The sequence below is a fragment of the Paraburkholderia rhynchosiae genome (assembly GCF_002879865.1).
GTDB classification, from domain to species: Bacteria; Pseudomonadota; Gammaproteobacteria; order Burkholderiales; family Burkholderiaceae; genus Paraburkholderia; species Paraburkholderia rhynchosiae.
This window is the reverse complement of sequence record NZ_PNXY01000005.1, coordinates 201,024-215,932: the sequence shown is the minus strand read 5'-3', so window position 1 is coordinate 215,932 and position 14,909 is coordinate 201,024. Positions and strand designations below refer to the sequence as shown.

Genomic DNA, 14,909 nt, shown 5'->3' with positions numbered 1-14,909 from the left:
CCCCTCGGGGGCCTGACGCGAGGCGACGGGCCTGGGGCTCACACAAACACGCACCTGCTGGAGAATCGTATGTCAATGGCCGACCGCGACGGCAAGATCTGGATGGATGGCAAGCTGATCGACTGGCGCGATGCCAAGATCCACGTGCTGACTCACACGCTGCATTACGGCATGGGCGTTTTCGAGGGCGTGCGCGCCTACAAAACGGCAGACGGCGGCACCGCGATTTTCCGTTTGCAGGAACACACGAAGCGTCTCCTGAACTCGGCCAAGATTTTCCAGATGGACGTGCCGTTCGACCACGAAACGCTCGCCGCCGCGCAGCGCGAGGTGGTCCGCGAAAACAAGCTCGAGTCCTGCTATCTGCGCCCCATCGTCTGGGTGGGTTCGGAAAAGCTCGGCGTCTCGGCCAAGGGCAACACCATCCACGTGGCGATCGCGGCATGGCCGTGGGGCGCTTACCTCGGTGAAGACGGCATCGCCAAGGGCATCCGCGTGAAGACGTCGTCGTTCACGCGCCACCACGTGAACGTGTCGATGGTCCGCGCGAAGGCGTCGGGCTGGTACGTGAACTCGATCCTCGCCAACCAGGAAGCTATCGCCGACGGTTACGACGAAGCGCTGCTGCTCGACGTCGACGGCTACGTGTCGGAAGGCTCGGGCGAAAACTTCTTCCTCGTGAACAACGGCAAGCTGTACACACCCGACCTGTCGTCGTGCCTCGACGGCATCACACGCGACACCGTCATCACGCTGGCGCGCGACGCGGGTATCCAGGTCATCGAAAAGCGCATCACGCGCGACGAGGTCTACACCTGCGACGAAGCGTTCTTCACCGGCACCGCCGCGGAAGTCACGCCGATCCGCGAACTGGATAACCGCACGATCGGCTCGGGAGCACGCGGCACGATCACGGAGAAGCTGCAGTCGGGCTTCTTCGACATCGTGAACGGCAAGAGCGAGAAGTACGCGCACTGGCTGACCAAGATCTAACGCGCGCTGCGCCGGACTTTGGGCTGCCTCGGTTTGACGGCGGCCCCACGCGGCGCAACGCACGCACCCTGCATACAACGAGAAAGTCTCATGAGCGATATCAAGGAAATGCCGCTGGTCGAACTGACGGCAAAAGACCTCCCGGCGTACTGCCCCAATCCGGCCATGCCGCGCTGGAGCGCGCATCCGCGCGTCTTTATCGACGTCACGCACGGCGAAGCGCGCTGCCCGTACTGCAGCACGCGTTACAAGCTGCGCGACGGCGAAGTGATCAAAGGCCATTGAACACCACGCTCTGAATGCTGCTTGCCTGATGCGTTGCGTGTCTGGTTGATTGCGCTATTGTTTGCGAGGCTTTGGCCAAAAGCAGTGTCGGGCGGATTGCCCGACCTGTTGCTCGCCTGCTCAAGACAACGCACGAACAGGAGCGCACAACAAAGCGGGCAATGCGGCGCGCCGGCCATGGCGGCATTGCGCCACCTGGCTGACGGCATTCCCCTTTTACTTTTACCTATCCGAACCGCCACGCGCATCGCGCGCGCGGCGCTTCGTTTCGACACCGGACAATCACTCTGATGCGTCGCGCGTTGGTTATCGCACCGAACTGGATCGGTGACGCATTGATGGCGCAGCCGCTGTTTGCGCGCCTCGTGAAACTGCATCCCCGCATCGTCATCGACGCGGTCGCGCCCTCGTGGGTCGCGCCCGTGCTCGAACGCATGCCGGAAATTCATGACGTCTACGCGACCGATCTCGCGCACGGCAAGCTGCAAATGCTGCGCCGCTGGCAGCTCGCGAGCGACTTGCGCGACGTCGGCTACGACGCGGCCTACGTGCTGCCGAACTCGCTCAAGTCGGCGCTGATTCCGTGGATGGCGGGCATCCGGCTGCGCATCGGCTATACCGGCGAAAGCCGTTTTGGCCTGCTGAACGTGCGTCACGCGAATCCGCGCAAGGACGAGCGTCCGCCGATGGTTGGCCACTACGCCGCCCTCGCCTACGCGCCTGGCGCAAAGATCCCCGACGACCTGCCGATGCCGCGGCTCGACGCCGACCTGAACGAGGCGTCGCGCGTATCGGCGCGCTTCAATCTCGACACGCGCGTGCCGCTGCTCGTGTTCTGTCCGGGCGCCGAGTACGGTCCGGCCAAGCGCTGGCCGCTCGAGCACTTCGCCGCGCTCGCGCAAATGGTCGGCCAGTCGTTCCCGTACACGCAGATCGTAGCACTCGGTTCGCCGAAAGACGCGCCGCTTGCGCAGGCCATCGCCGAGAAAGCGCCGAACGTGCGCAATCTGTGCGGCCAGACCGCGCTCGGCGAAGCGTCCGCGCTAATCTCGCGGGCCAATGCAGTCGTCACGAACGATTCCGGACTGATGCACGTCGCCGCCGCGCTGCGCCGGCCGCTCGTGGCCGTGTACGGTTCGACCGATCCGCGCCACACGCCGCCCCTGTCGGAGCTTGCGAAGGTACAATGGCTTCATCTCGAATGCAGCCCCTGTTTTCAGCGCGAGTGTCCGCTTGGTCATCTGAACTGTCTGAAGCAGTTGAGCGCCGAGCAGGTTTTCGGCGATTTGCGCGGCATGTTGCTCGCGCAACGCTGAACCGGCTGACACTTGCACGCAACACCGCACGCCCCTGAGCGCGTCGCGTCATGTTCGCGCCTTGCGGCGGGGGCATGCTGGCGCTCGGGTGCGACGGCCCGGTTCGGGCCACCCCGCTGACCGCTGCCCCGCAACCGCGCGCCGCGCACAAGAGACTGACGAGCCATGCCACGTTTTGCCCACATCTTCGAAGCCGCCGCCGATACCCTCAACGCCTATTACCAGGCCGTCGCCGAGGTCAATATCGACAGCCTGATGGGCCTGTGGATCGATGAAGAGTTCGTGAGTTGCATCTGCGCCGACGGCTCGCACCTGCATGGCCTGGACAGCATTCGCGCCGGCTTGCAGATCCAGTTGGAAGCCGCGCCGGTCTCTATCGAACCGCTCGATATCCGCGTGTATGACAGCCTCGGCACCGTCGTCTACGCGATCGCGGAAGCACATCGTCCCGTCGATCCGAAAGCCACGCCTGCGATGGTCTTCACCACGTATGTGATGGTTCACGAACGCGGCGAGTGGCGCATCGCGCACATTCACGCGAGCCCGATGCCGAATGAAGCAGCCAGCCAGTTCGCGACCAAGATGCGGCATGGCCAAGGGTCGCTCCACTGACGCGCGCGCTTTGCGCCGTCATACTTCTGCTTCAAAGCCGGCATGAGCACGCCTCGCAGCAAGTCCCCTTGGGGGGCGACACAAGACAAAGCCGCTTCATCGGGCGCGGGACGCGCCGAGGCCGCTGTCGAGGCGACCATCGACCTGCTCTACCGCGCTCCGCTCTGGCTGCCGAACAAACATGTGCAGACCATCGTGCCGTCGCTGTTCGGGCGCCGTCCTTCGGTGGCGTTTCGCCGCGAGCGCTGGGATACGCCTGACGGCGACTTCATCGACCTTGACTGGGTCGTGCACGATAGCCAGCCGGCCTGCGTGCTCACTACTGCCACAGTAACCGCGTCTCCCGCCCCCGACGCGCCGTTGCTCGTTCTGTTTCATGGCCTCGAAGGCAGCTCGGCGTCGCACTATGCGTCCACGTTGATGGCGGCCGCGCGCGAGTACGGCTGGCACGGCGTGGTGCCGCACTTTCGCAGTTGCAGTGGCGCGCTGAACCGCTCGCCGCGCTTCTATCACCTCGCCGACAGCAACGAAGTCGATTGGATTCTGCGGCGCCTGCGCGCCGCGCATCGAGGGCCGCTCGTCGCGGCGGGCGTGTCGCTCGGCGGCAATGTGCTGCTGCGCTGGCTCGGCGAGCGGCGTGAAGACGCGGTGCCGATCATCTCCGCCGCCGCCGCGATCTCCACGCCCATCGACGTGCACGCCGGCGGACGCGCGTTGTCCCAAGGTTTCGGCATGATCTATACGCGCAATTTCCTCAAGACGCTCAAGCAGAAGTCCGAGCAGAAGCTAGCTCAGTTCCCGGGCCTCTTCGATCGCGACGCGATGCTCGCGAGCCGCACGATGTACGAGTTCGACAACGTGGTGACGGCGCCACTGCACGGCTTTCGCAATACCGACGAGTACTGGAGCGTGGCGACCACGCGGCCGTTGCTGCCGTACATTCAGGTGCCCACGCTCGTGCTGAACGCACGCAACGATCCATTTCTGCCGGCCGAGGCGCTGCCGTCGCGGCATGAAGTTTCGGCGGCGGTCGAACTCGACCAACCGAGGCACGGCGGCCACGCCGGCTTCATGACAGGACCGTTTCCGGGCCGCATCGACTGGCTGTCGAGACGCGTGTTCGGCTATCTGGAGCAGCACGTCGATCATGGATGACATCGTCAAGCAGGCTTTGGCCAAGTGGCCGAACGTACCGAGCTGCACCGGCTGGTTGATGCTCGACCGGCGCGGCAACTGGCGTATGCGTGACGAGGCCGCGCAGGCGAGCGGTTCGCCGGGCGTGCCGATCCGGCATGAGGCGTTGCTCGGCTTCATCAACCGCAACTATGAGTGCGACGAACGCGGGCAATGGTTCTTCCAGAATGGACCGCAGCGCGTGTATGTCGAGCTGGGTTATACGCCTTGGGTCGTGCGTTTGTCGGTCGACGCTAACGCCGCCGCCGACGACGCGCTAACGCTGAAAGACCAGGCTGGCAACCCGTTCGAACCGTCGGCCGTTTTCGCCGACGACCAGGGCGGGATTCTGTTCGCCGACACTTCCGCGCCGCCGCGAATCGCGGTATTGCACGATCACGATCTGGAGCTGTTCGCGGATCACGCGAAGCTCGCCGACGATTCGCTGAGCGGAGAGTTTCGCTGGAACAACGGCGTGGCGTTGGCGCTGGAATCGGTGAGGCTAGACGATGTTGCGTCGCGGTTCGGCTTCGTGCAAAGTCCGGCGGCAAAGGCTTGAAGTATTAACCGATGCGCTTCGAACCATGCGTGCGCGGTGTGGGCCTAGCTTTTCTCATCAAGCCGCTCTTCCCTGTAGCGGTTCTCCATCTCGTGCAACCTCGCGTCGACCGTAGCGAGGTCGTAGTAGCCAATCGTCTTCATATCGCGCGCGTCCTTCAGTTGACGGATGGCGGACGGCCACGCGCCTTCGAGCGCGAACTTTTCAGCCAGCGCCCGACGCCGCGTCAGCACGTCGCCACTGCCCGCACTCGCCTGCGCGAGATATAACCACCATGCCGGTTGATCGGGCTGCGCCCTCGTCTCCTTTTGCGCGAGCGCCTGGGCCTCGGTAAATCGCCGCAGGGTCAGCAAGGTGCGGATATGCATGTCGATGGCGGCGTTCGATTGCGGCCAGCGCTTCTGCGCGAGGTCGGCGAGACGAAGCGCTTCGTCATCGCGACCGGCGCGCCGCGCAATGTCCGCGGCCAGCACGTCAAGGCTCGGCGAACTGCGCGCCGCGTCGCCTCCCGTTTGCGCGCCCGCGGAAAACGCCGCGTGCGACGACGCCAGAGAAGCGGCTGCGTCGTCGTAACGTTCGAGCAGCATCTGGCCATAGGCGATGCCGTACCAGTTCGCGGCGACGTTCAGCGCCGTGCGGTCCTCGATCTCGGTGCGCATGCGCGAAATTTCGTCGGCATATTCGCTGCGGGAGCGGTCCTGCAAGAGACGCGCGCGTGCTCGCACGAAACCGTATTCGGCTGCCTGGTGCGGTTGCCGATAAGGCGCGCGGCGGGCGCGATCCTCCATGTCGGCGATCCGTTCGCCGGTCAGCGGGTGCGTGCGCGCGTATGCGGGGATGCCCGTGTCGCTCATCGCCGCACGGTCGAGGCGGCCGAAGAACGTGGTCATTGCGTAGGGATCGTAGCCGGCGCCGGCGAGCAGCAGAAAACCGACACGGTCCGCCTCGTGCTCAGCAGATCGCGAGAAACGCAGTTGGTTGTCGATTGCATAAGCCTGGCCGCCGACCGCGATCGCACTGCCCAGGTCGCCGCTGTGCGCGAGCACGCCTGCGAGAACGCCGAACAGCATGCCGGCGAGTGCGGCATAGGTGCTGCGCTCGCCGGCGGTGATCATCCGTGAGATGTGGCGTTGCAGGACGTGCCCCATCTCGTGACCGAGCACGGACGCGAGCTCCGATTCCGTTTGCGTCATCACGATCAACCCCGTGTTCACGCCGATGAAGCCGCCGGGCAGCGAGAACGCGTTGATCTGTGCGTCCCGCACCGCGAACAGGTCGAAGTCCGGACGATAGCCGCCGATGTAAAGCGCATTCGCCGCCGCAGCGAGTTTTCCGGCAACGGAGTTGAGATAGTCGCGCACCAGCCAGTCGTCGAGATAGTCGGGGTCGCGGCGCAATTCGCGCATCACGCGTTCGCCGAGCTTGCGCTCGGCTTGCGGCGTGAGCGAACTCGAGCCGCCGCTGCCGAGGTCGGGTAATTGCTGGGCGGCGATCGGCGCGCGCCAGCCGGTGTTGGTCCCATTGTTGCTCCCGCCATTGGCCGCATTGTTGGCGCCGCGGTTCACGCCTGAGTTGCCGGAAAAGCGGCTTTGCGCGCCGCCGTACACGCCGAATACACCTTGCGCGATGTCAGGCGGCAGAACCGGATCGGCATAGGATTGCACCGGCCCGCTGACGAGCGGCGGCTCAGCGGACTGCGTAACGACGGGCGCGACGCCCGAAGCGGCCCGTGCTTGCGCGAACGCACCGGGCGGCGCCGCTAGCGCGACGCACAGCAACGCTGCAAGAAACCGTTTCAGACGCATTGCGAGTTCGTATGACGGAGTCGAAAAGCGACGCCCGCCGCTCCGACCAGGCTCGGTCTAAGATAAGCAGGCATGGCGCAATTGTAATCAGTCGCCGCGCGGATCCCGCCCGCTCGTGCAAGCCGGACGCCCGCGCCGCACTGCTATGATAGGCGCCCTCTGAAGGAGTCAACCATGCCTGAACTCACCCATTTCGACGCCGCCGGCCAGGCGCATATGGTGGACGTCGGCGGCAAGCAGGAGACGAAGCGCATTGCCGTTGCGCGCGGTTCTATCCGCATGCTGCCGGAAACCTTCGCGCTAATCCGTGACGGCAACGCAAAAAAAGGCGATGTGATCGGCATTGCGCGCATTGCCGCGATTCAAGGCTCGAAGCGCACGGCGGATCTGATTCCGCTATGTCATCCGCTCGCATTGACGCGCGTCAAAGTGGATTTCGAACTCGATGACACGCTACCCGGCGTGCATTGCACCGTTCAGGTGGAGACGCTCGGCAGAACGGGCGTAGAGATGGAAGCGCTAACCGCCGTGCAGGTTGGACTGCTGACGGTGTTCGACATGTGCAAGGCGGTGGATCGCGGAATGACGATCACCGATGTGAAGGTGCTTGAAAAGCACGGCGGGAAGTCGGGGGATTGGGTGGCGGGCTGACGGCCGGTTCGCGTCGCTCCGGCTTGGACATCTCCTCAAACGGCAGCGCAACTCACTCGTCCTCGCTGTCGTCTTCCTGATTGGCGGCGTCCGGCGGAATGCCGTAGCGCTTGACCAGTTCCGCCTTGAAGCCGGTCAGCGTCTTTTGCTCATCGCAGAGTTGGTACAGATAGCTCAATTGCGACGGCCAGTCCTTCAGTTCCTCGGCGAAAATTTTCAGTCGTGCCACGGTATCGAACGCAGCCGCCGTGTCTCCGCTCAACGCCTGCAGCACTGCATAACGGCGCAAGACCGTTTCGCCGGGCAGGAGCGCCATCGCCTGACGATGCATTGCGAGCTTGTGTTGCAGATCCATCGAGTTCATTGGCAGAAGCGTCGCCATACCGTACTCGCCCCACGCCTGGAACAGGAACGACGGATCCGCGCGATATTGCTCGGCCGGACGCGAGCCGTAGTACAGCACCTCGGCGCGCGCGTAATCGCGGTACACCGGATACAGCGCCGCGATTCCGCCGAACACGACTACCGCAAACGCGCCGAACGACAAACGTGCGGGCACGAGGCGCAGCGGACGCGTCTCGATCAAACCGAACACGAACATTGCCGGCAACAGAAAGAACATGTACTGCTGCGGATATTCGACCAGCGCATGCATGACGAGTACGCCGATCAACGCAACGCCGAAAACACGCGCGGCGCTTTGCGGTGCGCGTACCACGCGCACGAGCCACGTAATCAGACCGAACAGCACGATCGCAAGTCCAATCAAGCCGGTCTTCGCAAGCAGATCGATAAAGATATCGTGCGAATTATTGGCGATCTCCACGCCGCCGAGCGTCTTTGCAAACTGATACTGATAGCTCGGAAACTCGCCCCAGCCGACGCCCATCAGCGGATGCGTCTTGAACATCGTCCAGCCGTACTTCCACAACGCCAGCCGCGGCGCGATCTGGCCGGCGTCCTTGAAACGATCGGCCGCGGACTGTCCGAGCTCAAGGTGATAGCGCACGTTGGCCCAGCGAATCAACGCATTCACGACGAAAAACATCACGGCGAGCGCGATTGGAATGAGCCACTCACGACGGCTGCGGCGCATCTGCGGCTCGGCGTGAGTTTGCGCAAAGGCCATCCAGAAACCCGCCACGACGATCACACCCATTTGCAGCCACGGACCACGCGACACGGTCAGCGCGAGTCCGATCGCGAAGAGAGTCGACACCAGCGCCCAGATGCCGACGGCGATCCGGCGCGTCTGCACGAGGAACAGCGCACCCGCCATCGCGAACGCGATGTAAGTGGCGAGATGATTCGCCTGCGCCATATTGCCGAACGGCCGGCGCTCGACGCTCACGTTATACGCGACGACCAGCGGCGACACCCGCGCCTCGAGATGAAAGAGCTGGATGACTTGGCAGAACACTGCATACAGACCGCCGACGACCAGCGCGCCCGCCGCCCAGCGAAGTGCGTTCTCGCTGAGCTTCGCGCGTGCGAAGCCGTAGCCCGCATGCGTCGCCATCAAAGCGGCCAGCAGAAAACCGCCACCGAGCCAGTTCATCGACGGTTGGGAGACCGGCAACAGCACCGATTGAGCGACCAGCAACAGACCGAACAGCAACGGCACCAACGCGACGACGGGCGACGCGAAAATGATGCGCGGCCTGGCGCTTGCCACCAGCAGCACTACGCCCGCGCCCGTCAACAGGTACAGCGCGAGCGCGGTGAATTCAGCGTAGAACGTTGGAATCGGATACGTATGGTTGACGACTGCATAAGGCAGCACCAACGCGAGAGCCAACAGACCGAGAGACAGGTAGCGCGCGAATGGGGTGGGCATCGAGTAAGCGGTGGGCGTCAGCAACCGGCGCACTATACAAAAAAATCCTTGAGCTGTGCGCCGGCTGGGCCGAAATATCCCGAAAATCAGCGTTTTACGTTCGAACGGCTATTTGACTATCCACTCGCCAGTGTCACGCGCGGCACTCCGGTGGTGCAAGATTCGACGGCAACGTGGACGCGTCCGCGGGAGTCGGTCCCGCGCCCGGTGCGGGCAACGAAGAAGCCGTTTTGCCGCCGGCGAAACATTCCCACGCGAGCGCGCCCGCCTGCACCGAACCCTTCGTCAATGCCACGCGCGCGGTGGGCGCGTCGGCGTTGTCGGGGACCGAGGGCACGAGCGTAATCGTGTTGGAACCAGCGGGCGCGACGCGCGTCGTGAACACGACGGTGATCTGGCCGGTGTTGTCGTCGACACGAACGGTCTCGACGTTCCGTGTCGCGGGCGGCGACGCATAACCGCCGCTGAACGCATTACCGTTCGCCGCGTTCTCCGACACTGCAAGCCGGGCCGACGCCGCAAGCGACAAACCTTCGCCCACGCGGCTGCGCGCCAGATAGTCCTGATACGCGGGAATCGCATAAGCGGCGATCACGCCGACAATCGCGAGCACGATCATCAGCTCGATCAGCGTGAAGCCGAAGCCAAGGCGCCGGCATGCTCGCGCGAGCCTTGCTGACCAACGCGCTCGCGCCAAACTTGAGCGTGCGACCAGCGTGGATTGGGAATAAGGTGAATAAGGCAAAATGACGATCATCGGCAGGCTCCATACAAAAAAACGCCTGCCCCACGGATCGGGGACAGGCGCTTTCATCGTAGCGACGAAGCCTCGCGTCACACAGTCAGCCGAATGTCTAACGTTGAGTCGGCGGAGCGTGCGTTATAGCCGGTTCAGGGCGTGCCTGCCGTGCCCGGTTTCAGGCCGCCGCGCGATTCGCGTTGCGTCGCTTGATCAGATAACCGAGGACCACGACGAACAGCGCGGACGCGACGCTCATGCCGTATTCGGCCATCGGCGTATCGAGGATCGGCCAACGGTCGCCAGCCGGATCGTTGACGATCAAGCCGCCTGCGATCCAGCCCAGCAGCGCGGCACCGAGTGTGATGACGATCGGGAAACGATCCAGCAGCTTCAGCACCAGCTGGCTGCCCCACACGATCAGCGGAATGCTCACCACCAGGCCGAAGATCACGAGCGCAAGGCGATGCTCCGGGTCAGCGGCTTCGGCTGCGCCGGCGATCGCGATCACGTTGTCGAGACTCATGACCGCATCCGCGATGATGATCGTCTTGATCGCGGCAATCAGCTTGTCGGCCGGTTTCACGTTCTCATGCGCGTCATGCGCCGGCGCCATCAGGCGAACGCCAATCCACAGCAGCAGGAGACCGCCCGCGAACTTCAGCAACGGCACGTCGAGGAGCGCGACCGCGAACGCAATCAGTATCACCCGCAGCACGATCGCGCCGGCCGTGCCCCACAGCACGCCCTTGGTGCGCTGAGCGGGCGGCAGATTGCGGCAGGCGAGCGCGATCACGACGGCATTGTCGCCACCCAGCAGGATGTCGATGACGATGATCTGAATGACTGCGCCCCAATGGAGCGTGGCGAGGAACTCGAGCATGAGCAAAAGAATAAGAAGGAATTGGACGCACGGCCAATAAAAAAGCGGAGGAGTCTTAAACTCCCCCGCTTTTAGAACCGCGAGCTAACGAAAGGATCTCGTAAGCGTATCAAAAAAGGCGCCTGGACTGGGCGCCAGTTTCGATTTACAGCATGGCCTTCAGAAGACGCGCCATTTCCGACGGGTTCTTCGTGACCTTGATGCCGCATGCGTCCATGATTTCCAGCTTCGCTTCGGCCGTATCGGCACCGCCCGAGATCAGCGCGCCGGCGTGGCCCATGCGCTTGCCCGGAGGCGCCGTCACACCGGCGATGAAGCCGACCACCGGCTTCTTCATGTTGCCCTTGATCCACTCGGCAGCATTCGCTTCGTCCGGACCGCCGATTTCCCCGATCATGATGACGGCGTCCGTATCCGGATCGTCGTTGAACATCTTCATCACGTCGATGTGCTTCAGACCGTTGATCGGGTCGCCGCCGATACCGACTGCCGACGACTGGCCGAGGCCGATCGCCGTCAACTGGCCGACTGCTTCATACGTCAACGTGCCCGAACGCGACACGACGCCGATGCGGCCCTTGCGGTGGATGTGACCCGGCATGATGCCGATCTTCAGCTCGTCCGGCGTGATCGTGCCCGGGCAGTTCGGTCCGAGCAGCAGCGTCTTGCGGTTCTCGCGACGCATACGGTCCTTGATCTCGATCATATCGCGCACGGGAATGCCTTCCGTGATGCAGATCGCAAGATCCAGATCGGCCTCGACGGCTTCCCAGATCGCCGCAGCAGCGCCTGCCGGCGGAACGTAAATCACCGAGACGGTCGCGCCCGTTTCGGCCTTGGCTTCAGCGACGCTAGCGTAGATAGGAATGCCTTCGAAATCTTCGCCGGCCTTCTTCGGGTTCACGCCTGCAACGTACGCTTCGCGGCCGTTTGCATATTCACGGCAAGCACGCGTGTGGAACTGACCGGTTTTGCCGGTGATGCCCTGCGTGATGACCTTGGTGTCTTTGTTAATCAGAATCGACATGTATTGACCTCTGTTCGTTTGGTGGCGCGCGGTGGCGCGACGCGGCGAAGTGTTATTCACCAGCGTCGCTCACGCGCCGCCATTCGTAATCCTGGTTAATCCTGGTGAACGCGCTGTGGAGCTGGCTTACGCCTTGCCCGAAGCAGCCGCGACGACCTTCTGAGCCGCTTCTTCCATGCTGTCAGCCGCGATGATCGGCAGACCGGATTCAGCGAGCATCTTCTTGCCCAGGTCTTCGTTCGTGCCCTTCATGCGGACCACGAGCGGCACCTTCAGCGACACGGCCTTCGACGCCGCGATCACGCCTTCCGCAATCACGTCGCAGCGCATGATGCCGCCGAAAATGTTGACCAGAATCGCCGTCAGGTTCGGGTTCTTCAGCATGATCTTGAACGCTTCCGTGACCTTCTCGGTCGTGGCGCCACCGCCCACGTCGAGGAAGTTCGCCGGTTCGCCGCCGAACAGCTTGATGGTGTCCATCGTTGCCATTGCGAGGCCGGCGCCGTTCACCAGACAGCCGATGTTGCCGTCGAGCGAGATGTACGCCAGATCGAACTTCGACGCTTCGACTTCGGCCGGATCTTCTTCGTCCAGATCGCGATATGCGACGATTTCCGGATGACGGAAGAGCGCGTTCGAATCGAAGTTGAACTTGGCGTCGAGCGCGATGACCTTGCCGTCGCCCGTCAGGATCAGCGGATTGATTTCGGCGAGCGACGCGTCGGTTTCCCAAAAAGCCTTGTACAGACCTTGCAGGATCGCGCGCGCTTGCGGGATCGATGCGTCGGGCACGCCGATCTTCTTCGCGAGGTCGTCAGCTTCGGCGTCCTTCAGGCCCGTCGACGGATCGACGGCAACCTTGTGGATCAGCTCGGGCGTCTTTTCCGCGACTTCTTCGACGTCCATGCCGCCTTCGCTCGATGCCATCACGACGATCTTCTGCGAAACACGATCGATCACGAGGCCGACATACAGTTCCTTCTTGATGTCTGCGCCTTCTTCGATCAACAGGCGATTCACCTTCTGGCCTTCCGGACCAGTCTGGTGCGTGACGAGCTGCATGCCGAGGATCTGGTTCGAGTATTCGCGAACCTGTTCCAGCGACTTCGCAACCTTCACGCCGCCACCCTTGCCACGGCCACCCGCATGGATCTGAGCCTTCACGACCCATACCGGGCCACCAAGCTCTTCCGCGGCCTTGACCGCATCATCCACCGAGAAGACCGGCTTGCCGCGCGGTACCGCGACGCCGAATTTCCGCAGGATTTCCTTACCCTGGTACTCGTGAATCTTCATGCGTGATTCCCTTCAGTCTGAGAGTTGGATTGAACTTCGTTTCCGCTACCGTCCAACATGCCGGGCGCATTGCCCCTGCCTTCGTGGCGGGCCGCCCCGTTGTCTGGCGATGCCGGGCGGTCAGCTGGGCGTGGCGCATGGCCATACCAGCGCGGGTAAAACTTCTGCACTGCCTCCCCGTCGAAACGCAGCGCGTGGCAGCGTCCCAACTGGAATGGCGGTTTGTCGTTTAAACGTTCGGCGATGCCGCCAGTCGACTCGTTTTCTGAACTGGTGCTCGCGCCTCTCGTGTCGTCACCGGTATTCCACACGTCGCCGGCGAACGCCTGGATCGCGGCCGTCGGCAGGATCGCGCACAGCTCGGTGAGATGCGTGCAACCAGCCGTGCCGGCCAGCAAACGGGCAGCATCGCGACGGAAGTTGTGGAAAAGATTGAGCCCGATGAGGGCACGATAGGCAGGATTGTTGGCTTGGCACGACCCAGGATAGGGCACCCAGTCGGACGACGCCTCGGCGTCGACGACATTGAGCTTGCGATCGATGGTGATGCGAAGCCAGAGTTCATGGATCGGTTGACCATTGGGCCGGACGCCCGACTCAAGGACCACATCGCGTGGCTTTTCGTCGGTCAAGCACGCTTCCACATCCCACAGGCCATCGGCTCGCTCATAAGCTTCCGCTCTGATTGCGCGGCGATGGCGCAATTGACGGGGCACTGGCGAGGAAAGCGGCATGCGAAAAGGAAAGGCCGGATTGGAAAACGCGTGAATTTTAGCATACTGGGTATTTGAGACGGCCCGGAATGCGGCGGGACTGCTCGAGCGCCGCCCAGAGCCGGTTCTGTTATCGCAGCAGTATTGCTCACGAGCCGCCGACGACGACGCTATTCGTCGCTATCCGCCGGCATTCATCGCTACGCACCGCTTCATTCCTCGTCAATTCCCTTGAGAATTTTGCCGATCGTGGCGCCCGAAAAACCGCGCGATGCCAGAAAGCGCGCCTGCTTCGCGCGTTCCGCCGGTGTCTCGGGAAGCTGGCCAAATTTCTTGCGCCACACGGCCTGGGCGCGCGCAAGTTCGGTTTCGCGCAATTGGATGCTTGCCTCTTCGACGAGCGTCTGGTCGACCGAGTGCTGCTTCAATTCGCCGACGATCCGGTTCGCACCCAATCGCGACGAGCGGCGATGGATCAGGCTTTCGGCAAATCGGGAATCGGACAGCCAGTTCTCGGCTTCCAGCGTGTCGAGCAAGGTGTCGAGCGAATCGGTTTCTTCGACGAAAGGCTTCAGCTTGCGAGCAAGTTCGCTCCGACTGTATTCGCGACGCGACAGATAGCCAAGCGCGCGCCCTTTGAGCGAACGTGCGGGACGTTGGGATTTTTTTGCTTCGTTTTGCCTTGACTTCGCGTCGCCGGTCGCGTCGCCGGATGTGCGGCGTGAGTCGCGTGAGCGGCTATAGGTGGGCTCGGCGGGTTGGGTATGCTCGGTGGCTGCAGCGGTACTTTCAGTAATCTCGAAAGGATCGGAGCCGGCAAGCGGTGTTTTCACCTGCGGTGTTTTGAAGTGCTGTGTTTTGAACTGCGCGCGCCGCGGGCGACGGCCCGCAGCGCGATTATGTGCGTCGAACGATTCCGGCGGATCGAACGAACCGTTCTCGTCAGAATCGTTCCCGTCATCGCGCGGGCCGCCCTTGTTGCGTCCGGTATCGGACAATGGCCGGCCCTTGCGTATCACG

Annotated in this window: 15 protein-coding genes; 7 read left to right on the top strand and 8 right to left on the bottom strand. The window is 63.1% G+C overall.

Annotated features, from left to right (window positions below; all coding sequences use genetic code 11):
• Positions 1-69: 69 nt before the first annotated feature.
• From C0Z16_RS09365 to C0Z16_RS09340, 6 genes are all read left to right on the top strand, one after another.
• Positions 70-993 (top strand): branched-chain amino acid transaminase, encoded by a 924-nt coding sequence (locus C0Z16_RS09365; RefSeq protein WP_102631869.1) that lies wholly within the window; start codon positions 70-72, stop codon positions 991-993.
• A 90-nt stretch (positions 994-1,083) separates the two neighbouring features.
• Positions 1,084-1,278 carry a zinc-finger domain-containing protein gene (locus C0Z16_RS09360; protein WP_020069238.1) on the top strand — a complete coding sequence of 65 codons (195 nt, stop codon included), beginning with the start codon at positions 1,084-1,086 and terminating at the stop codon, positions 1,276-1,278.
• Positions 1,279-1,568: 290 nt separating this feature from the next.
• Complete coding sequence (waaF, locus tag C0Z16_RS09355; protein ID WP_102631868.1) at positions 1,569-2,594, top strand: lipopolysaccharide heptosyltransferase II; 1,026 nt, start codon at positions 1,569-1,571, stop codon at positions 2,592-2,594.
• A gap of 165 nt (positions 2,595-2,759) precedes the next feature.
• Positions 2,760-3,206, top strand: coding sequence for a nuclear transport factor 2 family protein (locus C0Z16_RS09350; protein ID WP_102631867.1), 447 nt, complete (start codon positions 2,760-2,762; stop codon positions 3,204-3,206).
• 42 nt (positions 3,207-3,248) lie between these two features.
• Entirely contained in the window at positions 3,249-4,361 is a 1,113-nt protein-coding gene (locus tag C0Z16_RS09345; protein ID WP_102631866.1) for a YheT family hydrolase, read from the top strand.
• Complete coding sequence (locus C0Z16_RS09340; protein ID WP_102631865.1) at positions 4,354-4,938, top strand: DUF2946 family protein; 585 nt, start codon at positions 4,354-4,356, stop codon at positions 4,936-4,938. Before C0Z16_RS09345 ends, C0Z16_RS09340 begins: the two co-directional genes overlap by 8 nt.
• A 44-nt stretch (positions 4,939-4,982) precedes the next feature.
• Here the strand turns inward: C0Z16_RS09340 and C0Z16_RS09335 are convergent, their stop codons facing one another.
• Positions 4,983-6,743, bottom strand: a complete 1,761-nt coding sequence (locus C0Z16_RS09335) for a M48 family metalloprotease (RefSeq protein ID WP_102631864.1) — start codon at positions 6,741-6,743, stop codon at positions 4,983-4,985.
• A gap of 174 nt (positions 6,744-6,917) precedes the next feature.
• On the opposite strand from C0Z16_RS09335, the gene moaC reads away from it, so the two are divergent.
• Complete coding sequence (moaC, locus tag C0Z16_RS09330) at positions 6,918-7,394, top strand: cyclic pyranopterin monophosphate synthase MoaC (RefSeq protein WP_102631863.1); 477 nt, start codon at positions 6,918-6,920, stop codon at positions 7,392-7,394.
• A 52-nt stretch (positions 7,395-7,446) separates the two neighbouring features.
• Here moaC and C0Z16_RS09325 read toward each other — a convergent pair whose 3' ends face one another.
• From C0Z16_RS09325 to recX, 7 genes are all read right to left on the bottom strand, one after another.
• Positions 7,447-9,231 (bottom strand): PglL family O-oligosaccharyltransferase, encoded by a 1,785-nt coding sequence (locus C0Z16_RS09325; RefSeq protein ID WP_102632003.1) that lies wholly within the window; start codon positions 9,229-9,231, stop codon positions 7,447-7,449.
• A gap of 133 nt (positions 9,232-9,364) precedes the next feature.
• Entirely contained in the window at positions 9,365-9,988 is a 624-nt protein-coding gene (locus tag C0Z16_RS09320; protein WP_102631862.1) for a pilin, read from the bottom strand.
• A 160-nt stretch (positions 9,989-10,148) separates the two neighbouring features.
• Positions 10,149-10,853, bottom strand: a complete 705-nt coding sequence (locus C0Z16_RS09315; protein WP_102631861.1) for a TerC family protein — start codon at positions 10,851-10,853, stop codon at positions 10,149-10,151.
• A gap of 145 nt (positions 10,854-10,998) precedes the next feature.
• Complete coding sequence (sucD, locus tag C0Z16_RS09310) at positions 10,999-11,880, bottom strand: succinate--CoA ligase subunit alpha (protein WP_006049960.1); 882 nt, start codon at positions 11,878-11,880, stop codon at positions 10,999-11,001.
• Between the two features lie 126 nt (positions 11,881-12,006).
• Entirely contained in the window at positions 12,007-13,176 is a 1,170-nt protein-coding gene (gene sucC / locus C0Z16_RS09305) for an ADP-forming succinate--CoA ligase subunit beta (RefSeq protein ID WP_020069250.1), read from the bottom strand.
• Complete coding sequence (locus C0Z16_RS09300) at positions 13,173-13,910, bottom strand: DUF2889 domain-containing protein (protein WP_102631860.1); 738 nt, start codon at positions 13,908-13,910, stop codon at positions 13,173-13,175. Before C0Z16_RS09300 ends, sucC begins: the two co-directional genes overlap by 4 nt.
• A gap of 191 nt (positions 13,911-14,101) precedes the next feature.
• On the bottom strand, positions 14,102-14,908 hold the full coding sequence (recX, locus tag C0Z16_RS09295; RefSeq protein WP_102631859.1) for a recombination regulator RecX: 807 nt from the start codon (positions 14,906-14,908) through the stop codon (positions 14,102-14,104).
• Position 14,909 lies beyond the last annotated feature (1 nt).